18 protein-coding genes and 2 pseudogenes are annotated in these 21049 nt (G+C 63.7%); 6 read left to right on the plus strand and 14 right to left on the minus strand.

The window, feature by feature from the left end:
* Positions 1 to 249 precede the first annotated feature (249 nt).
* Positions 250 to 1020, minus strand: a complete 771-nt coding sequence (locus tag QM806_RS33965) for an IclR family transcriptional regulator (RefSeq protein ID WP_037205815.1) — start codon at positions 1018 to 1020, stop codon at positions 250 to 252.
* Positions 1021 to 1260: 240 nt separating this feature from the next.
* Complete coding sequence (locus QM806_RS33970) at positions 1261 to 2529, minus strand: serine hydrolase domain-containing protein (RefSeq protein ID WP_242323092.1); 1269 nt, start codon at positions 2527 to 2529, stop codon at positions 1261 to 1263.
* Positions 2530 to 2795: 266 nt separating this feature from the next.
* Between QM806_RS33970 and QM806_RS33975 the strand changes: the two genes are divergently transcribed.
* Positions 2796 to 3341, plus strand: coding sequence for a TetR/AcrR family transcriptional regulator (locus QM806_RS33975; RefSeq protein WP_240483091.1), 546 nt, complete (start codon positions 2796 to 2798; stop codon positions 3339 to 3341).
* A 137-nt stretch (positions 3342 to 3478) separates the two neighbouring features.
* On the opposite strand, the gene QM806_RS33980 is transcribed toward QM806_RS33975, so the two are convergent.
* From QM806_RS33980 to QM806_RS34015, 8 genes and pseudogenes are all read right to left on the minus strand, one after another.
* Complete coding sequence (locus tag QM806_RS33980) at positions 3479 to 4465, minus strand: NAD(P)H-dependent flavin oxidoreductase (RefSeq protein WP_283294297.1); 987 nt, start codon at positions 4463 to 4465, stop codon at positions 3479 to 3481.
* Between the two features lie 40 nt (positions 4466 to 4505).
* Positions 4506 to 6107 (minus strand): AMP-binding protein, encoded by a 1602-nt coding sequence (locus QM806_RS33985; RefSeq protein WP_054248795.1) that lies wholly within the window; start codon positions 6105 to 6107, stop codon positions 4506 to 4508.
* 100 nt (positions 6108 to 6207) lie between these two features.
* Positions 6208 to 6877, minus strand: a pseudogene (locus QM806_RS33990) (enoyl-CoA hydratase-related protein).
* A 472-nt stretch (positions 6878 to 7349) separates the two neighbouring features.
* Complete coding sequence (locus QM806_RS33995; RefSeq protein WP_054248794.1) at positions 7350 to 8897, minus strand: sulfatase-like hydrolase/transferase; 1548 nt, start codon at positions 8895 to 8897, stop codon at positions 7350 to 7352.
* Positions 8898 to 9205: 308 nt separating this feature from the next.
* Positions 9206 to 9514: a hypothetical protein gene (locus QM806_RS34000; protein WP_205627428.1), complete on the minus strand. Its 309-nt coding sequence runs from the start codon at positions 9512 to 9514 to the stop codon at positions 9206 to 9208.
* Positions 9515 to 10045: 531 nt separating this feature from the next.
* Positions 10046 to 10646: pseudogene (locus tag QM806_RS34005) on the minus strand (recombinase family protein).
* A gap of 221 nt (positions 10647 to 10867) precedes the next feature.
* Positions 10868 to 11161 (minus strand): HigA family addiction module antitoxin, encoded by a 294-nt coding sequence (locus QM806_RS34010; RefSeq protein WP_007297375.1) that lies wholly within the window; start codon positions 11159 to 11161, stop codon positions 10868 to 10870.
* 58 nt (positions 11162 to 11219) lie between these two features.
* A complete protein-coding gene (locus QM806_RS34015; RefSeq protein ID WP_054248704.1) occupies positions 11220 to 11501 on the minus strand; it encodes a type II toxin-antitoxin system RelE/ParE family toxin in 282 nt (93 codons plus the stop codon).
* 662 nt (positions 11502 to 12163) lie between these two features.
* On the opposite strand from QM806_RS34015, the gene QM806_RS34020 reads away from it, so the two are divergent.
* From QM806_RS34020 to QM806_RS34035, 4 genes are all read left to right on the plus strand, one after another.
* Positions 12164 to 12652 carry a hypothetical protein gene (locus QM806_RS34020; RefSeq protein WP_043782979.1) on the plus strand — a complete coding sequence of 163 codons (489 nt, stop codon included), beginning with the start codon at positions 12164 to 12166 and terminating at the stop codon, positions 12650 to 12652.
* 267 nt (positions 12653 to 12919) lie between these two features.
* The gene (locus QM806_RS34025; protein ID WP_265147448.1) at positions 12920 to 14398 is read left to right on the plus strand and encodes an FAD-dependent oxidoreductase; all 1479 of its coding nucleotides are present in this window, start codon (positions 12920 to 12922) and stop codon (positions 14396 to 14398) included.
* Between the two features lie 249 nt (positions 14399 to 14647).
* A complete protein-coding gene (locus QM806_RS34030; protein ID WP_265147538.1) occupies positions 14648 to 15535 on the plus strand; it encodes an alpha/beta fold hydrolase in 888 nt (295 codons plus the stop codon).
* Between the two features lie 225 nt (positions 15536 to 15760).
* Positions 15761 to 17155, plus strand: a complete 1395-nt coding sequence (locus QM806_RS34035; RefSeq protein ID WP_283294301.1) for an IS1380 family transposase — start codon at positions 15761 to 15763, stop codon at positions 17153 to 17155.
* 268 nt (positions 17156 to 17423) lie between these two features.
* Here the strand turns inward: QM806_RS34035 and QM806_RS34040 are convergent, their stop codons facing one another.
* Complete coding sequence (locus tag QM806_RS34040) at positions 17424 to 18044, minus strand: nitroreductase/quinone reductase family protein (RefSeq protein ID WP_005560725.1); 621 nt, start codon at positions 18042 to 18044, stop codon at positions 17424 to 17426.
* Positions 18045 to 18254: 210 nt separating this feature from the next.
* Here QM806_RS34040 and QM806_RS34045 point away from each other — a divergent pair, with 210 nt between their 5' ends.
* Positions 18255 to 18779, plus strand: coding sequence for a PAS domain-containing protein (locus QM806_RS34045; RefSeq protein ID WP_265147536.1), 525 nt, complete (start codon positions 18255 to 18257; stop codon positions 18777 to 18779).
* Positions 18780 to 18920: 141 nt separating this feature from the next.
* On the opposite strand, the gene QM806_RS34050 is transcribed toward QM806_RS34045, so the two are convergent.
* The 3 genes from QM806_RS34050 to gvpJ (QM806_RS34060) all read right to left on the minus strand — a co-directional run bounded on the left by QM806_RS34050 (position 18921) and on the right by gvpJ (QM806_RS34060) (position 20854).
* A complete protein-coding gene (locus QM806_RS34050) occupies positions 18921 to 19745 on the minus strand; it encodes a GvpL/GvpF family gas vesicle protein (RefSeq protein WP_265147415.1) in 825 nt (274 codons plus the stop codon).
* Positions 19745 to 20116, minus strand: a complete 372-nt coding sequence (gene gvpJ, locus QM806_RS34055) for a gas vesicle protein GvpJ (protein ID WP_265147414.1) — start codon at positions 20114 to 20116, stop codon at positions 19745 to 19747. The genes QM806_RS34050 and gvpJ (QM806_RS34055) overlap by 1 nt, the downstream gene beginning before the upstream one ends.
* A gap of 360 nt (positions 20117 to 20476) precedes the next feature.
* Positions 20477 to 20854: a gas vesicle protein GvpJ gene (gene gvpJ, locus QM806_RS34060; RefSeq protein WP_265147413.1), complete on the minus strand. Its 378-nt coding sequence runs from the start codon at positions 20852 to 20854 to the stop codon at positions 20477 to 20479.
* Positions 20855 to 21049: the final 195 nt, after the last annotated feature.

The raw sequence follows: 21049 nt of genomic DNA on the forward strand, positions 1-21049 counted from the left end.
CGCCGGACGAAAGTAGTCACAGTTCAAACAGTTACACCGTTAACTTGACAGACCCCACGAGGGTTGCAGGCGGCCGTACATGCGCTCGGCGGCGATCTCGTCCCGCTGGTGGTTTGGCAAACGGTAGCCAACCCCCGCCCCGTCGGGTGTAGCCGACAAGTGCCGACCGGGCCGGAGAAGTCGACACCTTCGTTCAGGGCCGATCGTCAGTCACAAGTATTCGCGAGGTGTTGTTGGTGTGGTTACTGGTCACGAAAGCAGTAGTGACAGGTGAGCTGCTTGGTTTCGCAGTGCGTCGATGTGGTGAAACATCAGGTGGAAATGGTTGATGTGTCCGGATAGAACCAGGCCGGCGACGAGGGTGCCGGCAGCGGATCGGATTGGCACTGAGACGCAGGCAGAGTCATTGTGCAGTTCGCCGACCTGAGTGGCATAGCCCTGATCGCGGACGAGGTCGAGGTGCCTGCGGAGTTCGCTGCGCACGTGGACGGTCCGGGCCGTGAGCGGTTGGGGGCCTCCGCGCTGGAAGGTCGAGTCGAGCCTGTCCTTCTCGGCAAGGATCAGCTTGCCGACGGCGCTGGCGTGGAGGTGCTGGTTGAGGTAGTTCTCGTCGGACCGGCACGGGTACTCCGGATCCGGGGCGATCAGGCGTACCACTGTGTCGGTGTACGAGTAGAGGCGGACACCGAAGCGGATCTCGTTACGTAGCTCGGTGAGGAGATCGCGGGCGGCTGTGCACACCGTTGGTCTGATGGCGGTGTTGGCTAGCGCGGCGACCTTGTGGCCCAGTGCGAAGCAGCCTGGACGATCGGGCCGACGACGGACGAATCCGTCGTCGACCAGAAGCGTCAGCACCCTGTATACGGTCGCGGGAGGTATGGCCAGTGTGTCTGTGATGTCTCTGGCTGTTACTCCTTCGCCCGCGCGAGCCACTTCCGCGAGGATTCTTAACGCGTTCTGGATCGCCCGTGGTTGACGTCCCGAGATAGCAGGGGCGGAGGCCGCAGTCTGAGCATTCACGCTTCATCCAGATACGAGTTGTTGCTGTGACATTCTGCGCCGCAGCGGTTGTGGGCCCGGCTCCGTGGTTTGTCGACTGATTGGCGTCGACGTCGGGCCGGGGTCGGGCAGGCAACGCGTTGAGGCCATTGTCGGTTGTTTCCCTCGCCGTTCACCGCAACAATGCTGGCCTCGCGGCGAGGGACGGTTGCCATGACCTCCTCAGTCGCCGGATCGACGACGTCAAAGCGGGCCTGATCGTCAGTCCCGTAGGCGACTTGTGATGGATTGGAGGAAGGCGACTGTCTCACTCTCGCGATTGGTGGATTCGCTGTCGGTAGTTCCGTAGGCACGGTTGGCGGACAACTTGACGATGACGGCATTCGTCGACGGGTCGACATACACGAACTGGTTGTACACGCCGATGGCGCTGAACTCGCCACGGTTGCCGGCGGGAATCCACCACTGGTAGCCGTAGCCGAGGTCAAATCGGTGGGTGCCGACGATCGGCTGTCCGGGCTGCAGATGCGTGCCGCTCAGGACCACGGAATTGCGTACCCACTCCTCCGGGACAATCTGCTTGCCTTGCCACCTGCCGACGTTGCGGTACAGCTCGCCGAGCTTTGCGAAGTCCCGGGCAGTCATGTTCAGACCCGCGAAAGCGACCTCCATGCCGGCCGAGTCGACCAACCAGTGCCCAGGTGAGGTCATGCCGAGCGGTTCGTACAGCTTTTCCTGCATGTAATCGGTGATCGAGCGGTTCGTCGCCCGCACCAGCAGGGAACCCAGTACCTGAGTGTCGCCGGAGTTGTAGCGGCAGATCGTGCCTGGCTCGTTCTCGCGGACGACGCCGGCGACGAACTCGTCGAGGGTGCCTATGCCGCCCATTGCAGCGTTGAGGCGAAACACGTCCGACTCAGGGTCGTGGTAATCCTCGTTCCAGCGCGCACCGGACGACATCTGTAGGACCGCTTTGATCGGGACGCCGTCGTACGCAGAGCCCGGGTCAACGGGTACGTAGGCGCTGATGGGGTCGTCGATGTTCGTGATGTGGCCCTCGGCGACGGCAATACCGACCAGTGTCGAGATGAAACTCTTCGCGACTGACATGGAGATCCACGGAACATCAGGTCCACCGGTGAGTGCGTATCGCTCGTGGCGGACGACTCCCTCGACAAGTACCAGCAGCGCCGCAGTGTCGGTCTCGACGAAAAAGTCTTCGAACGACTTCGAAGTGCCCGCGAACTCATACGTTTCCGGCAGTGCAATCGTGGCACCGGCCGGCCATTCGTACGGTGTCGACGATGGTGTCAATTCGCTAGCGGGGAGAACACTCGCCAGCCGACAGAAGTTGTCGTGCTGGGGTGCCCCGGTGAACAAACCCAGTCCAGCGAGCTTGGCGATTAGTTGGTCGGTCATGGTCGTCCTTAGGTAGGGGTTGCCGGGACGGCAGGGGTCGCTTGCCCGGATCTGTTCCCGCGGAAGCGGGACCACACAGTCGGCACTGTTGGCGGAAAGTAATTCCCACATGGCGGTTCGGGGTGGGTGCTGGCACCGTCGAGAGCAGCCACCTGTCACATGGGAGCGCAGATGCCGGGCGCCGCGGAGGTGTTCCGGCCGAACGGGGCGTCGGGCAAATTCGTTCATCTGCTGTACACTGAAATTTAGCAGTACCAAGTGGTTAGCACAACCATTTGGTACCCATAATTTTGATTCTTCGGTGAGGTTAGGATTCGGTGATGAACGCAGAGCGTGTGGACGGTCGTACCCTCCGCTACCAGCACCGACGCCCAGAGTTGCTGGCGGCGGCAACGGAGTACGTTCTCGATCACGGCTTCGGGGATGTGTCCTTGCGTCCGATCGCGCATGCGCTCGGCGTGACGCACGCGACTTTGCTGCGGCACTTCTCGTCGAAGGATGAGTTGCTGCTGCAGGTGCTGGAGAAGATTCATGCCGATTTCCAGGAACGACTGAGAACCGATGCCGAACTGCGCGCCGCGGATTCGACAGCGGCTTTCGTTCGCATCGTGTGGCGCCGGTTGTGCGAGCCGCGCGAGCAACGCCAGTTCGTATTGCTGTTCGAGCTTGTCGGGCGCACAGCGAGGGACCCCGACCGTGGAGGGCGGCTCGTGCAGTCGATCATCAACGACTGGCTCCTGCCCGTCGAAGAGCGGTTGGGACAAGAAGGGTGGCCGCCCGACGAAGCCTCGACAATGTCGACGCTCGTCTTGGCGCAGGTGCGTGGTCTGCAGCTGGATCTCATCATGACCAGGGACCGCGACCGGGTCGATCGGGCCTTCGAATCTACTGTCGATCTGGTGGCACGTCCAAGAGTCCGGTGACCGACACGCGCGTCGTTTCCCCTGGTTCGGCAAAGGGAAACGACCCTGCGCCGTATCGGTGCGGTCTCCGACTCCGATGGGCGAGATCGACTCCGGCCCGGCATGGCCGAGCTGGAGTCGATCTCGACTCGAGGACCCTAGGCCTGCTGTAGCAGTTGATCTTTCGCGGCCGCGTACTCGCGGGTGAGGCGTTCGACGATCTCCGCCGCCGGGACGACGGCGTCGACGGCGCCGATGCCCTGTCCGGCACCCCAGATGTCGCGCCAGGGCTTGGCTTCCGACTTCGTGCTCTTGTCCGCGTCCTCGCCGACACCGAAGTTCATGGCGGACGGGTCCGACACGGCGAGGTTGTTCGGGTCGAGTCCGGCGGCCTCGATGCTGCCGCGCAGGTAGTTGCCGTGCACGCCGGTGAACAGGTTGGAGTAGACGATGTCGGACGCGGTGGAGTCGACGATCATCTGCTTGTAGCCCTGGTCCGCGTTGGCCTCTTCGGTGGCGATGAACGCGGACCCGATGTAGGCGAGGTCGGCGCCTGCGGCCTGCGCGGCGAGGACCGAGCGGCCGTGGGCGATCGAGCCCGACAGCAGGACCGGCCCGTCGAACCACTCGCGGATCTCCTGGATCAACGCGAACGGCGACAGGGTGCCCGCGTGTCCGCCGGCACCGGCCGCGACGGCGATGAGGCCGTCGGCGCCCTTCTCCACCGCCTTCTTCGCGAACTTGTTGTTGATGACGTCGTGGAGGACGATGCCGCCGTAGCTGTGGATGGCCTCGTTGACGTCGGCGCGGGCGCCGAGGGACGTGATGACGATCGGGACCTCGAACTCGACGATGGTGGCGAGGTCCCCGTCGAGACGGTCGTTGCTCTGGTGGACGATCAGGTTGACCGCGTACGGCGCGGACGGGGTCTCGGGGTTGTTGGCGTCGTGCTTGGCGAGGGCTTCGGTGATGCGGGTGAGCCATTCACGCAACTCGGGCTGCGGGCGGGCGTTCAGGGAGGGGAACGATCCGACGATGCCCGACGTGCACTGGGCGATCACCAGGTCGGGACCCGAGACGATGAACATCGGCGACGCGACCACGGGCAGGCGAAGCCGGTCTTGCAGGATGGGGGGCAGGCTCATGGGTACTCCTTGTCGGGAAGTCAGTTCGGGAAAGTGATTGTCACTGCACAAGTGAGCCGGCTTCCGAAGCCCGGAGGTCTTTGCGAAGAATCTTGCCCGCCGCGGACTTGGGCACGATGTCTATGAACTGCACCTTGCGGACCTTCTTGTGTGGGGACACCCGCTCGGCGACGAACGCGATGACTGCGGCCTCGTCCAGTTCGGCGCCCTGCTGCTTGACGACGAACGCCTTCGGCACCTCTTCACCCTCGCCGTTCGACACTCCGATGACGGCGGCGTCGGCGATCTGCGGGTGGGTGAGCAGCAGCGCCTCGAGTTCGGCGGGTGGCACCTGATAACCCTTGTACTTGATCAGTTCCTTCATTCGGTCCACGATCGTCACCACGCCCTCCGAATCGACGGTCGCGATGTCGCCGGTGTGTAGGTAGCCGTCCGCATCAATGGTCTCGGCGGTTGCTTCGTCGTTGCCGAGATATCCGGCCATGATGTTCGGGCCCTTGCACCACAGCTCACCAGGCTTCGACACCCCCTCGGCCGGATACGCGATCTCCTCGCCGGTGGCCGGATCGATCAGCTTGCATTCCATGTTGGGAATGGTCAACCCGACTGAGTTGCGGGGGATGTCGTCTCTCTCGAGAGGAATGAGGTGGCTAGCAGGACTCATTTCGCTCATTCCGAATCCCTGCAGGACCTTGCATCCCAGCCGCTTCTCGATCACTCGAGCCAGGTTGTCGTCGAGTGGGGCTGCGCCCGACAGCATCACTCGGACGCTCGATAGATCGTAGTCATCGACGACGGGGTTCTTGGCCATGGCCACCGCGACGGGCGGCGCGATGTAGATGTAGCTGCATTCTTCTTCCGAAACGGTACGGAGGAACTCGACCAGATCGAATTTAGGCATCGTGACGAGCGTGGCTCGCTGATGCAGTGTTGCGTTCAGCACCCCGGTCAATCCGTAGATGTGGAAGAACGGAAGGACGGCCAGGACACGTTCCTGCGGAGTGATTCCGAGCCATGGCTGAACTTGGCAGAGGTTGGCGACCAGGTTGCGGTGGGTGAGCCGGACGCCCTTCGGACGGCCCGTGGTCCCGGACGAGTATGGCAGCACTGCGAGATGTGTCGCCGGGTCGAAATCGACCTTGGGTGCCGGAATCTGTTGTGCCAGCATTTGTTGTAGTGACGGGTGTTCGTCGCCTGTTCCATCGAGAACCAGGACTCGGTGTGCGCCGATTCCGGCAGCGCGAGCCGCGGACCACGCCTGAGGAAGGAGCGCCGACGTGGTGAAGAGGAACGACGCCGAGGAGTCGGTCAGCTGTTTGGTGATGTCCTCTGCGGTGTACAGCGCATTGATGGGGGTCGCAGTCCCTCCTGCGCGCAGGATGCCGTGAAGCGCGACCGCGAACTCCGGTGAGTTCGGGGCGTGCAGCCCGACCACCTCGCCGACAGTCAGGCCTTGGGCGGTGAGTGCGCCGGCTACCGCATCGATGCGTGCAACCAGGTCGCGATACTCGACGGTTGTACCTGAGCTCCGGTCGCGGAAAGCGGTCCGTTGCAATTCTTCGTCGGACAAGGTGCCGAAAAGAAGGTCGTACAGACTCGATTCGGGGATGACGACGTCAGGGTGTGGGCTGGTGAAACTCACGGATGTACCTTCCATTTCGGCGAGGTGAGGGACGGTTGTGATCAGGCGACCAAAGTGGACGCCGAAAGCGGTCGACGCCGTGCCGGGTGCCGCGGTCCGGTCACCCCTGCAATTGGCCGAGGGCAGTGACCGCCGAGGCGAAGGTGGTTGCCTTGACCGTTCCCAGGGTGTCGGGATCCTTCCCCAGTAGAGGGGTGGCAACCTCGAGCGCGGTATCGAGGACACCGTCGGCCGGGGCGGTGCGGTCGACCAATCCGTGCGCACGAGCCTCGGTGCCGCCGTAGCGATGCCCATGCCCACTCGTCATGGCAGTGATCGCGGTCCGGTGGTCCAGTTTCGATTGGATGAGAGCCGCCATTCCAGGCATGAACGGAAGCCTGAAATCCACCTCTGGGAAGCAGAGATTCCCCGGGGTCGGATCGCATGATCCGGGAGTCATGGGCAACGGCGAACATCGCGCCGGCACCGCACGCGTGGCCGTTGACAGCTGCCACCGTAGGTAGTGGGAAAGTCAGAATTCTGGTGAGCAGGGATTGAACGCGTCCGACGTGCCACGCCATTCGAACATGTTGTGTTACAACCCATTCAATGTCCAGGCCATTGGTATCGAACTTTCCTCTGGCTGTCGTCACCAATGCCGGGGAGGGGCCCGCCTGGATTTCCTCGAGGTGGCGTTCGACTGCAGTGATCGAGGATAAAGGGAAGCGGTTCTCGCCGTCTCCGAGGTCGAGTACGGCGATATCGTCCTGATGGTTCACGGAGGTAGTCATGAGTGTCTTTCGCGGACGCGAATCGCTGCGAGTCTGTGAAGATCAGCGTTCGACCAGTGTGGGGGTAGTGGGGGGTGCTGTCCGTGCCCGTGGGGGCCAGGCGGGTCGATCGGTCCTTATAGCCGCGTCCGCCCGGTCGAGTGTGCCGACATTCGAATATCCGGTAATGCCACATCCCGCCTACCTCGATCCTGAGAGGCGCCGTCGTCGGGACGGCGCGAACACCGAATCTAGCAGTACCAAACGGTTAGGTAAACCATTCGGTACTACTAAATTCTCGGGCCGCAGTCCCGAGCGGCAGGAGAGGGATGTCAGGCCGAGCTGTTCGATTCCGCTGGACGATCCCTCAGTGGGATTGATTCTTCACCGTCCATCGGGCCCTGTTTGGAGGGCGTGACCGACAGCCCCACGACTCCGGCAGGCACAACAGGCTCAGGTGGGACTTGCGGGCAGCCCCCGGCCGGGCCGACGCTCATCCGGATTGGTGCTCGATCCCATGACCCGGGTCGGGAGGTTCGTCGTGGGATCTGACCAGCGTGGTGATGTACTGCATGATGGGGCCGATCTGCAGGTGTGTCTGCGGTTGCAGTTCACCGGGTTCGGGCGGCACGTACGGGTCGGGCGTGCCCGGCCGGATGGGCGGCTCGACGGCGAGCGACTTGAGGAATGCGCCGGCCCCGGCGGCGACCGGGTGCAGGACCCAGGCGTGGGGGAAGTCGACCTGATGCTCCTCGCGCGGATCCCACTCCAGGTTGTAGAGGATCGGCACGTTGGTCGGTGCCCAGGTGGAATAGAAGTCGTCCTGCTGGAACAGGTGAACCTTCCATTGACGCCACTTCGCCGCCTGCAGCCGGTTGCCCTGCAGACACAGGATCATGTCGCGGCCCGAATCCTCGTCCGCGCCCAGCAGAAAGCTGGACATGTCCATCCCGTCGATCTGCCGGTCCGTCGGGACCGTGCCACCGGCGGCCGTCACCAGCGTGGTGAAGAAATCGACCTCGTGCACCAACTCGTTGCTGACCCGCCCGGCGGGTACATTCCCGGGCCAGCGCACCAGGCACGGTGTCCGATTGGAGCCTTCGAGGGCGGTGAACAACCCACCCCGCCAGGGTCCGGAGAATCCGTGCCATTGACCGCCGACCGGATCCGGGTCGATCGCCGGGAGGTGGTTGGTGGTGTCCGCGCCGTTGTCGGACGCCCAGACCACGATTGTGTTCTCGCGGATGCCCAGCTCGTCAAGCTTGTCCAGGATCGTGCCGGTGAAGGCATCCATCTGGGTGAGAATGTCGGCCCAGTTCCCTCGCTGGGTGGTGCCCGCGTACTGCGGGTCCGGGATCGGCGGGATGTGGACCTGTGTGTAGGGCAGGTAGACATAAAAAGACTTGCCCGCCTGCGTGGAGCGGGTCATGAAATCACAGGCCCAGTCGGTGATCTTCCGATCGAATCCGGCCCGGAACTCGGCGTCGTAGGTCGCGATCCTCTCCGATTTCTCGCCCTTGCGCCGCGAGTAGATCGGCTCCGGTTCCAGCGGGATCCGCGTCGACCCCGCATAAGGGGCGGCGGTCACCGCGCCATCCGGGAAGTACGACTGCATGGTCCACAGCACCTCGTCGGCCGTGCGCGGGCACCACACCGCCTCGTCGAACCCGAAGTCGACCGGGCTCCGCTGCTCGGGGTCGCTGCCCAGATGCCACTTGCCCCACATCCCGGTGGCGTACCCCACGTCCGAGAGCGCCCGGGCGATCGTGACCTCCCACCGGGTCATCCCGTCCGGGCCGCCGGTGAGGGGCACCGTCTGGGTGCCCGAGCGGATCGCGTGGCGCCCGGTCAGCAAGGCCGAACGGCTCGGCGTGCACTGCGCCTCGACGTTGAAATTCAGTAACTTGAGGCCTTCCCCGGCCAGGTCGTCGATCCGCGGTGTCACCGCACCGCGGAGCACGCCGCCGCCATAGCACCCGAGCTCACCCCATCCGAAGTTGTCCCAGAAAAAGAACACGATGTTCGGTTGCTCGTCGCTCATGCCTAATCCCGCCTGCGGTCGTGACGCTCTGCCGTCCGGTCGGAGCCGAGCACGTGTCCTGTACCGGTAGTGACCACCCCGGGGTGTCGGGCCTTCCGGGCGGCTCAGAAAGGCCGACACAGAAACGGTAATCCGTCGGACAGAGTTCAGGTCAGTGATTTGAATATCGATGGACTGGCTGGCTCTCGCTGAGGAACGACGACCGGGACGGATCATCCGAACGTCGAAGTCCCGACCCGTCCCGCATGCGGATCGGCTTGCGGTGGAAGCGTTCGGACCGGCCGATGTTCGTGGCCCTGAGATTGCGGTCAGGAACGTTCATCCGGCCGCGGATTGATGGTGTCGCTGTCCCACTGGACGCTCATCGTGGCGGACACTTCGAGTGCTTCCAGCTCGGAACAATTGGTGATCGCGTGGACACACTCTGTGGATGCGCCAACGTAGCTGGCCATGAGGTCGACGTCGGTTGCCACGCACCAGGCGCGGTCGTCGGGCCACCAGAGGTTCGGCGATAGAAGATTGCGGAATCGGCTTCCAGCCGCGGTGATTGAGTCGGTGAGTAGAAACATCCCCATATTGCCCGCTTGCAGTAGGCCGGCGTTCTCCGCGGACGTCATCGAGCAGAGTGTTTCCTTCCCATATGGCGTACCAGCACTGCTCGGGTGTGGTCGTGAAGTTCGCAAGCACACCGATGAGAGCTTCAGCTGTCGGACCGGTGAGCTCACCGGTACTCGGAGCTTCGTCCCATAGGCCTGGCTGACCTTTTCTGGCCGCGGGTGTAGGGAGTAGGAACTCCCATTCCATCAGTGGATGCGCGGCACGCTCGTTCGCCGCTGCGACGGCGTGCCAGGTGATGGGCTCGCGTTGCCCAGCGGAGGTGCCTGTGCGCCGATGAAATATCCGTGCGTATGCATCGAATTCCGGCGGCACCACCTGACCGGCGAGGCCGGCACTATGGTCTATGGCGAATCGCTTCAGGCTTTCGTCCACCCATGTGCCTGCCGATACGTCGCGTTGAAAGCTATCCGCAGTCCACATGAACAGTAGAATCCCACGATCTCCGCGCCTGGTACTGGAAACAGATTGTGGCTGCTCCGGTTAGGGATCCTCCGCCGGTATGGGACCGGCGGACATTCCAGCGGGGATGGCTAGGTGTTGAAATCTGAGAGAGCGTCACGCTGAGCCCGGTGGGCGCTGCGTTCGATGGCCCGGTACACCGTCGACCGGCCCACCGAGAACAGATCGGCCAGTTCAGCGGTCGAGTACTCGCCTGACACGTGAAGCTCGACCAGGTGCCGTTCCTGGCGTGGGTTGAGCTTCGGCTTCTTGCCCTTCAGGTGTCCCTTCGCCTTCGCGATCCGCATCCCCTCCCTAGTTCGTGCCCGAATCAGGTCGCCCTCGAACTCGGCGACCATCGCCAGGACGTTGAACAACAGGCGACCGACCGGGTCGGTGGGATCGTGCAACGAGGCTCCGATCTGCAGACACGCGTGCCGAGCGGTGAGCTCGTCGACGATGTCCCGAGCAGGGCAACGAACGGACCAGGCGATCCAACTTGGTCACCACGAGGGTGTCGGTGTTCCGGCACGCTGCAAGGGCGTTCTGCAGTCCTGGCCGTTGACGATTGGTGCCGGTCAAGCCGTGATCGACGTAGATCCGTTCCGGTGAGACCCCGAGCCCGAGCAGTGCGTGCTGCTGTGCGGTCAGGTCTTGCTGATCGGTGGACACTCGTGCATACCCGATGTACATCGCTGATTCCCATCTCTCGAACGCACAACGCCGGCGGCGCAGTGTTTGGGACTCCACGGTCAAACATCATCGGCAAGGGCACCAGGACCGCTGCCCGGAGCCGATGCCGTTGGTGCATTGGCCTTCCAGGCCCGGCGTGGCTCAGCCTTCGAACGATTCATCCCGGTGATCGTTCCGTCCGGTGCGGCGGGCAATCACACCGACGGTCCCCTTCTGCCTCTCTATGCCGAGAGACGCGTGATCTTGGCGAGGGCGTCGCCTATCTTGTCGGCCGCAAGGTCGAGCTCGTAGCGGTCCTGGATATTGAGCCAGAACTGCGCACTGTTGCCGAACGCCTTGGCCAGCCGCAACGCGGTGTCTGCGGTGATCGACCGCTTGCCGAGCACGATCTCGTTGATCCGTCGGGGCGGAACACCGATGATCGTGGCTAGGCGGTTCTGCGTGATGCCGAACGGCTCGAGGAAGTCCTCGCGGAGGATCTCGCCGGGGTGAATTGGGCTCAGGTCTGTAGTCATTGTCGGTGTTCCTTTGTCGATTCTGTGGTCGGATGGAGCGTCGGCTCCCCTCTGGTGGTTAGTGATAGTCGGTGATCTCCACGTCGTATGCGGCGGTGGCGCGCCAGATGAAACAGATGCGGTACTGATCATTGATCCGAACGCTGTACTGGCCCAACCGGTCCCCGGAGAGCTTCTCCAGGCGGTTGCCTGGGGGCACCCTCAGGTCGTTGACGTCGGTGGCAGCCTCGATCAACAGGAGGCGCCGGCGCGCGATCCGCTGAATGTCCTGCGGGAGCTTCTTCGAGAACTGTCGGTGAAAGACCCGCTCGGTCTCTTTGTCGGCGAACGACTCGATCACTCCACGAGTATAACGCACTGCGTTAATAACGTGAAACGTTATGCTCCGTGGAGAGTGGCGGCGCGTCTCCAGCGGTGCTCCAATTGGCCATCCGCTGGCGGGAGCTGCGGAGGCTCAAAATCTCACTCGGTCAGCAGCAACGGCCGAGCGCATACGACCGATCTTGCTCGGTCCGAACTGCGCGTCCGGGATGTCCACCAGGTCCAGACGCTGGCGGCTGCGGGTGCCGCATCGCTCGATCCTCAGCTGCCTCCGAGGAGGATTCCCGCCCGCGAAAGCTGGCCCATTACATCGATCAGCCAGAAAGTTACTGCGGGCGGAAATGGGGACCAGAAGTTCCAGCTGTCTCCTGCCAGATGAATGAAGCTGTCCATCTGAATCACCTTCTACGAGCGACGGCTGGCGAAGTCGTCGGGGAGCACAGCCAACGATATTCGACATCCGACGGCCGACAGCCCGGAACAAGGATGAGAAGGGAGCGGCACGCCAATGGTGACGGTCTTCGATGACGGATCCCTTTCCGACCAGCGGCCGGTATTGCAGAGCTGGATTGGTGCGCACGACACCCCGCTTCGTCACCGAGGTAACAGCGTCGAGACGGGCCTGGCGTGCAATCAGGCTAATGACACGGGCGGGCAGCTCGGACGCGCGAAGATGGCGTTATGCCGATCCAGGACTTGTGGAATCAGGACAGTTTGGTGTGGCACTTTGGCTTGTTCGACGGAGGCCCCGCGATCGGGTCTGATCACGACGTCGAGGCGCCGCAGGTATGGGTGCGTGCACTCGAAGCCGTCGCCCGCGATCTGCGGTGCCTGCGGTACGGGCGCGACGTGCGGTTGGGTGGATTGGTGTGGGAGCTTGCCGTTAACGGCGACTACGCCGTCACCATCGGCTGGCAGGGCGTACACGGCATCAGTGGGTTCAGCCGCTGCGACGGCTTGTCGATGGATGTTCCGTTCGCTGAGGCCGCGGTCTGGGTGGCCGATACCGTTCAGTCAGACCTCGCTGGCTACGACTTCGTGCAGTGGCCCTCACAGGGACAACGCATGCTGCTGCCGCGCAAGCGCGACGATGGTCCGGTTTGGATCGATACCCCTACCGACGACACGGTTGCCGCCATTGGTGAGCTATGTCAGCACATCGACCGGTAGGGCAAGACCCTGGTCTGTAAGTCTCTGAGGGATCCGCTTTCGGGACCAGGGCCGACCACTGCCGGACTTGCGCAGGGACTCCAATCTCGTCCCGGTGATGGTTCCTTGTGCGGTCATCGCGTGTCGGCCGCGATCAGGGCGCGTTGTTCAGGTCGGGGAACTTAGCGCAGCAAACCATCGGGTGACATGTGTGCTGGCTGCGAGGAAGATCGATACAGAACCAACTGGTCGCTCGCAGGTAATGAGAGATCTCTCCAGGAGGCTGCGGTGACATATAGCGCTGCGTCAGCTGACACGCCCGTTCGGGTAGAGCGCTGCGACGTCTGCATCGTCGGAGCTGGCCTCGCCGGAGTCAACGCTCTATTCGTCGCCAGTCAATACTTGTCTCCCTCGCAGAAGGTCATCCTTGTCGATCGCCGCGATCGGTCCGGCGGCATGTGGGTCGACACCTATGCATATGTGCGACTACACCAACCGTATGGCCTGTTCACCGCCGGCAACATCAAGTGGACCCTTGGCCAGGATCGCTCCTACCTGGCAACAAAGGACGAAGTCCTCACCCACTTCGAACACTGCCTCGCCGTGGTCAAGCAACGAGTGCAGGTGGACGAATATTTCGGCTGGACTCTGGAGTCGCATGACGAGTCCGACGGGATCGTGCGCCTCACCTGCACATCGTCGGACGGCCAACTCATGGTTGTCGAGGCGACGCGACTGATCAAAGCCAGCGGATTTGGGGTTGTGCCCAACGACCCACTCGGGATCTCCAGTGCACGTGTCGTGTCGGTGTCACCCGACTTCTGCGACATGCGTGGCGACGAGATGCGGGCGAGTGACGCCCCCGTGTGGGTCGTGGGTGGCGGTAAGACCGCGATGGATACCGCTCACACTCTGATCACGGAATACCCCGGTCGGGAAGTGAACCTTGTCGCAGGTTCAGGAACATTCTTTTCGAACCGCGACCGTCTATTCCCTGTCGGCGGCCGACGATGGTGGAGCGGCACATTGGTCACCGGCATTTTCATGGAACTGGGGAGGCGATTCGACGGGACCAACGAGACAGATGTCGCGTCCTGGTTACGCGATACCTACGGCACCTGGTTGACCCCCACTACAGGAAACTACCTGCTGGGCTTGCTATCCGAGTCGGAGAACAAGACGATCGCCACCGGCCTGAACGAGGTGATCATGGATCACGTCGTGGATGCCGTCGACCGCAACGACGAGACCGACTTGGTGTTCCGCAGCGGATCCGCGAAGACGATTCAACCGGGCAGCTGGATAGTGAACTGCACCGGATACATGCTGCGCGGCGACCACCCCTACGAGCCCTACGTGTCCGACAGCGGTGCGGTCGTCTCGGTGCAGCCGCGCTCTGCCACACTCCATCTGACCTCATACATGGGTTACTTCTTGACCCACCTACTGTTCTTGGACAAGCTCAGGGACATCCCGCTGTATGAGCTCGACGCGCCGGATCTACGGAAGAAGTCGAATGCGGTATTTCCGTATACGCTCGGATCGCTCGCCATGCACAATCTCAGCCTGATTGTCGACAGCGTCCCGCACAAGGTGTTGCTCGATTGCGGACTCGATCTCGATCGCTGGTATCCGCTGCCACGCCGCATGATCGGAACGGCGCGGTTCATGCTCACCCATCGCCGCGGACGCGAGCACCTCCGGCAGACCCTGGACACTGTGCGTGAACGATTCGATGTTCGCTGCGGCCCACTGGGCTATGCGTAATCATCAGTTTCCTGACGCCCTCATGTCTGTGCAGGCCCCCCGGCGGCGCAGCTCGTTCCCGTAAGCGGATCCCTCATCGGCGCAATTGTTCTCCGCAGGTTGCGCCAACGTGGCAGCGTATCTGTCTATTGGCGAACAATTCGACAGGAGCGTCCTGGACGGACAGGTAAGTGTGAGGTCAGAACCAGACCGCAGCTTACTGGGTGTTCGACGGCGAGGCAGCGTCTTGCAAGCAGAGAGCGAGTAGTCATGAACTCACCCTCACTGCCGGTGCTCGCCGGCGTGGAGCACCGGTTCGTCGACGTGGGCGGCGGTGTCACGATTCACGTCGCCGACGCCGGACCGACCGACGGGCCGCCGGTCATGCTTGTCCACGGTTTCCCGCAGAACTGGTGGGCATGGCATGAGCTAATCGGACCACTCGCCGACGACGGCTACCGAGTGCTGTGTCCAGATCTGCGCGGTGCCGGTTGGAGCTCGGCTCCCGATGATCGCTACTACAAGAATGACATGGCAGATGATCTCGCGGTCGTGCTCGACCGGCTCGGCGTCCCGTCGGTTCGACTGGTCGCGCATGACTGGGGTGGTCCGATCGCGGCGTTTCTGATGCTGCGACATCCGAAGAAGGTGGCCGGCTTCTTCGGACTGAACACCGTCGGGCCGTGGCTCAAGTACGATCTGACGGTGGTTCGCCATTTCTGGCGGTTCTGGTACCAGATCCCGATTTCTCTACCGGTGATCGGGCCGCGCCTTCTCAGCGACCCGAAGGGGCGCTTCTTCAGGATGACGGGCCGGTGGGTCGGCGCCGGGTTCTTCCTCGACGACGTCGACTTCAAGTTCTATGTGCGTCGCATGAGCGAGCCCGGTCATGCGGTCGCTGGCTCGCGCTGGTACCGCACATTTCTGACACGAGAAATGATCCCTGCCCGCGAATTCGCGAAGACCTCCGTCGATGTTCCGATGCGGTTCCTCCCCGGGATGGATGACCCGGCAATCACTCCTACGTTGCTACGCGGGTATGCCGAGCACGCAGCCGGTTTTCAGCTCGAGACAGTCGACGGCGTCGGTCACTGGATTGTCGATCAGCGACCTGAGTTGGTCCTTGAACGACTTCGGACATTCCTGCACGAAACTTGAGTATTGGCTCGGCGATCCCGGGGTTCATCATCCGGAACGTCGCAGACGCGATCGGTGTATCCCCGGTTGACGATCCCCTTGCGGGGCACCCACCGGCACCGGCTTAGCCTGGATCCGTGGAGACTACGCAGGCCGTAACGGCGTGTGAATGACGAAAGCGCCTCCCGTAGTGAGACAATCAAGATTCTCACATCACGATCGTCCACATACGGAAGGGCACTTTCGGTGCAATTATCGCACACGTTCACGGCTGGGTCCGCGGTGTTCGACGAATACAATCTCGTGTCGGCGGCCGGGCTGGTCCCGGTCCTCGAACTCGCCGAACAGGCCGGGCTGTCGGAGCTGATCGACGGCCATGTCGACCTCGCCTCCACGCGGGTGGCCTCGGGTGCCGCGAACCCGGTGGGGAAACTGACCTCGATCATCGCCGGGATGTGTACCGGAGCGGACAGCATCGACGATGTGGACACGATCCGCGCCGGCGGCACCCCGATTCTCTTCGACCAGGTGTACGCCCCGTCGACATTGGGGATTTTTCTGCGCGAGTTCACCTTCGGGCACAGTCTGCAGCTCGGGGCGGTGCTGCGCCGGCATCTGATCGCCCTCGCCGCCCGCACCCCGCTGCAGCCCGGCATCGCCGGCCGAGCCTTCCTCGACATCGACTCACTGCTGCGGCCGGTGTACGGGCACCAGAAACAGGGAGCGTCCTACGGGCACGCGAAAATCGCCGGCCGAGCCCTGCTCCGCAAGGGCCTGTCCCCGCTGGTCACGACCCTGTCCACCGCGAACAGCGCCCCGGTGATCGCGGAGATGCGGCTGCGCGCCGGCAGGACCGGATCCGGCCGCGGCGCCGCCTCCCAACTGCGCTCGGCGATCAGCACCGCCCGCGCCTGCGGCGCGACGGGCAAGATCATGGTCCGCGGTGATTCGGCGTTCGGCAACAAGGCCGTCATCGGGGGCGCGGTCGCCGCGGGCATCGAGTTCTCGCTGGTGATGACCCGCAATCCGCGGATCACCCGGGCCATCGCCTCCATCGACGACGACGCCTGGGTGCCGGTGCACTATCCCGGTGCGGTCACCGACCCCGATACCGGGGAGTTGATCTCCGACGCCGAGGTCGCCGAGACCTCGTACACCGCGTTCTCCGGAGGGCACAAGGTCACCGCCCGCCTGGTCGTGCGCCGAGTCAAGGACGCGAACCACCCGGATGCGTTGTTCCCGATATGGCGCTACCACCCGTTCTTCACCAATTCCGACCTGCCGACCGTCGACGCCGACACCACGCATCGCAAACACGCGATCGTGGAAACGGTGTTCGCGGATCTGATCGACGGACCACTCGCTCACATCCCGTCGGGGAGTTTCGGCGCGAACAGCGCCTGGGTGCTCTGCGCGGCGATCGCGCACAACCTGCTGCGCGCCGCCGGCACCCTCGCCGGCGGCCGCCACGCCGTCGCCCGGGGTGCCACGCTGCGCCGGCACTTGGTCAACGTCCCCGCCCGATTCGCCCGGCCAGCACGCAAACCCGTGCTCCACCTCCCCGCGCACTGGCCCCGGCAAGCGGACTGGACAACCCTCTGGGACAACATCATCGACTACGAACCGCCACAAGCTGCCTGACCCCAACACCCCGGCCACACCGGCCCCGACCCAGGAACACCCAACGTGGACGAGCTGACAACCCGGTCAGCAGATCAGCCACGCCCGAACGCCGTCGCCCATCGGCATCAGCAAATAGATCGACCCGAAAATCACCGAGATCACCGATCCACGGATTGAGGCTTAGCGTCCGCAGGATGCGCAGGCGGAGGTTCGTCCTATGGCCGTCGCGCGGTACCGGCGACAGCGTACGGAGTACCCGCCACCCTTACCTACACCGCGAGTTCGATTACAAGTGGGATACCGGTGTCGAACCAGTAGCCGTGGAGGTCCTTGATCTTGGCCGGGAGGGACGCCCGCGCAGATGAAGGCTGCACTCACCGTAGTCAACGAGGTGAACCGTCTCGCAGATTGCCTCTCGGGCCTGTCGCAACTCGATCGGGTCGCTGATCTCGCGCGCGACGCCGGCAAAAGTTCGACGCCGCAGCCGAAGGCGAATGTTTGGGTTTCCCCGGATGTTCCACATCCAGGATGAGACGGCTAGGGGCCTCTCGATTGCCAATGCGGGAGGGCGGAGCATCACGACGTACACCTTGTCGTGGCACCGGATCGCGCGAACGTAGTTCCGTCGCTCCTTGCCACTCTTGCGACCGGTCGTCGTGAGCACCCCGTGCCCATGGGGTGTGGAGATAGCGAAGATCCGGAGCATAAGCGCGCTGAGGATGCGACCATCCCTGGCCGATTTCAGCAGCCGTCCGTGCTTAGGTACTTCGCGGATAGCCGCGGCCCGGATCGCGGCGGCACGAACGGTCATCGCTTCATCACCTGATGTGGAGCCGTTGCTCGGGGCCTCCGTCATCTCCAGCCTCTTCATGTCCTCCGCAGTGTTCTGATCAGCATCGCAGATCATCCTTGCCTCTCGCACCCGATGCCCGCACGGGCATCGGCACGGCCGGCCCGCTCTGTGATTGCTGAAGAAATGCCAGGGAATTGAGACTGACTGCGGTGCCGTGCCGTGCCGTGAGAGAAGTAATAAATACGCAGGTCACAGCGTCTGAAAATGCCACTGGGAGCGAGACCCTACAACCGCACTGGGTTTCCTCGAAGGACTCCCGCGTTGGTGCTGCTGGCCCGGCTCCCGGTCCCGGTGCTTCGCCTCCACCGGGACGGTCACGTCGTGCACGTCAATTGGGCATTCGAGGACATGCTGGGCTATCCGCATGATGCGCTTTCGGGGCGTTCGATACACGATCCGGTCCCGACAGTGTCCCCCCCGTGGCCGGCTGCGGAGGATCTGCGGCACTCGGCGGGCAAGGTCGTGACCCTCACGCACCGTGGCGGTTCTACCGTGCGGGCGGCGATCAGCAAGTCCGTGCTGGAATGGGAGGAAGACCCGGTTCTGATCGTCCAGCTCTGTAATCAATCAACCGGCGGCTACCGCGTAGGCCGTCGCCAGTGCCGCGCCAGGAACTCCTGCGGACCGCACCGCGAATGCTCCGAGCCCGGATCGCCGGGCCTACCACGAACGTTTACGCTGCTGAGTTCCTTCATCGGTCGAGGTGGCGTGTGCAGCGACCTAAACACCCAGATTCTTGCGGGAGCCCTGAGCGGGCAAGAACTGTTGCTCAAGCTTGTTGCCCTGTGAGCACCACTGGGCAACGGCGTCTACGATTCGCCGTCGCTTCTTGAGCGTGGGCACCGGGGTTGGCTGGCAGGGCAAGGATCTGGCCTCGGGTGGTGTTCCGCGTCGAGTCGCTGGTCCCGGTGGCAAGGGCGGACCAATCGCTCAGCCCTGCCCCTCCGGATTCTGGGTGACCACGAAGTCGTAGGCGGCCATGGGCCCGAGCAGCTTTGTCTCGACCCGGCCGTCCCACTCCTCGGCCAGTTCCCCGACCGCCCGCTCCAGTTCCTCCTGCCGGTCCACGTCGGCGAGCACCGCCACCTGCACGGCCTCCTCCTCGTGCGTGGGTTCGCGGCGATTGACGGAGTCGGTGAGGTCGCCCAGGGCCTCGACCGTCTTGCGGGTGTCTTCCTCACGCTTGCCGGCGATCGCGTTGTTCACCAGTTCCCCGAGCGCCATCCGCGCCTGGCGGCCGGCGTCCTCCGACTTGTCTCGGATCTCGTCACGCAGCTGCGCCGCCTGCTCGTTCTCGTCGAGGATCTCCCGCAGGATCGCCTGCTCCACATATCTGCCCTTCACGACGTACTGGGCCTTGCCCTCCAATTGTTCGAGGGCCGCCGCGAACTCGTCCGCATGCGCCGCCAGCAGTTCCTCCTTCACGGCGTCGGCGTCGGTGAGCACCGCACCGAACCGCAGCGGCAGCACCGGCGCCACCCGGGACGTCCCGTCCAGCACGTTCGCGTGGGCACGGAGGTCTTCGGGTTTGCCGAGTGGACGATCCACGGACATTGCGCTCACCAGGGCGGCGATGTCACCGTCCGTGACGACGTCCACCTTCCCGTCCGCGACTCCGGTCGCGTCGTCCCCAGGTTCGACGTCGGCCGGGACGATGCCGTAGACGTACACCCCCGCCGTCTGCTTCTTGTCCGACTTGTCCGACTTCTCTGTGTTCTCGCTCTTCTGCTTCTTCGCCTGCTCCGATGTAGCCATCACCTGTCACCTCGAGTCGACTTGCGCGACACCCGTTCCCGTTCCTGTTCCTGTTCCTCTTGCCCACCCAGCAGGCCGCCGAGCTTCTCTTCGATGGCGCCCTTCGTCTTCGACTTCGCAATCTTTTCCGTCCCGCCCGACACCAGATCGGACAGCCCCTTCGGCTCGCTGCCGATCGCCAGCCGATTCGCCGCCTCCGCGAACCGCAGGTAGGTGTCGACACTGGCGACCACGATGCGAGCGTCGATGGTGAGCAGTTCGATGCCGACCAGCGAGACCCGCACGTACGCATCGATCACCAGGCCCTTGTCCAAGATTGTGTCGATGACATCGGCCAGGCTGCTCGAACTCGGCCCACCCGCTGTGGTCATGCTCGTGCTCCTCGGTCCCCCGCTACCGCCCCTCCAAGAACGGTGTGCGGGCGGCTCGGCAACCTGGTCGTTCCTCGGCCCGCTCTGCGCTCTCGCCGTCGCCTCGTCCAGCCCACCCCTGTGGCATGCCCGACGTTCGAAGTAAGTGCGGACTACCGGACTACCCGGTACTCCGGAAGTTCAATCGATCAAAGACCGCCAGGGACTGAGCAATTCGACGCGTTAACCCCTGCGCTAAACGGTCCGACCGGTCGGATCCTCGGACGCCGGTCACCGGCCGGCACGATGCCGTACACGTAGACACCGCTGGTGGCGTGGCTCCTCGGGTGTGTCGTTTGGTCTTCTGTTCCGACGTTGACATCACTTGTCCTCGCCCGTGGACTTGCGTGAAACCCGTTCGCGCTGAGGTTCTTCCTTCCCGCCGCCGAGGAGGTCGCCGAGTTTCTCGCCGGCGGCCCCAAGTGCGCCCTGGGTTTTCGACTCGGCGCCGCCCTCGGTGCCGCCCCCAGCCAGGTCCGTCAGGCCCTTGGGCTCGCTACCGATCTCGAGCCGGTTCACCGCCTCCGCGAACCGCAAATAGGTGTCGACGCTGGCGACCACGACGCGGGCGTCGATGGTCAGCAGTTCGATACCGACCAGCGACACGCGCACGTAGGCGTCGATGACCAGGCCCTTGTCCAAGATTGTGTCGATGACGTCGGCGAGGCTGCTCGAGCTGGGTCCACCGGCCGTGGTCATGCGCGTGCTCCTGTCCTACGCCGCGGCGTTGCCTTCTTTGCTGCGGTCTTTTTTGCCGGGGTCTTCTTTGCCGGGGCCTTCTTCGCGGGGGCCTTCTTTGCTGCGGCCTTCCGGGGACGACGCCGCCGCGGCTCGGGACGCCGGCGCGGCTCGGGCTCCTCTGATCTGCGGTGGCAGAGTGGGCAAACCGCTGCA

The organism is Rhodococcus sp. IEGM 1351 (genome assembly GCF_030056875.1).
In the GTDB taxonomy this organism is placed as follows: Bacteria; Actinomycetota; Actinomycetes; order Mycobacteriales; family Mycobacteriaceae; genus Rhodococcus_F; species Rhodococcus_F opacus.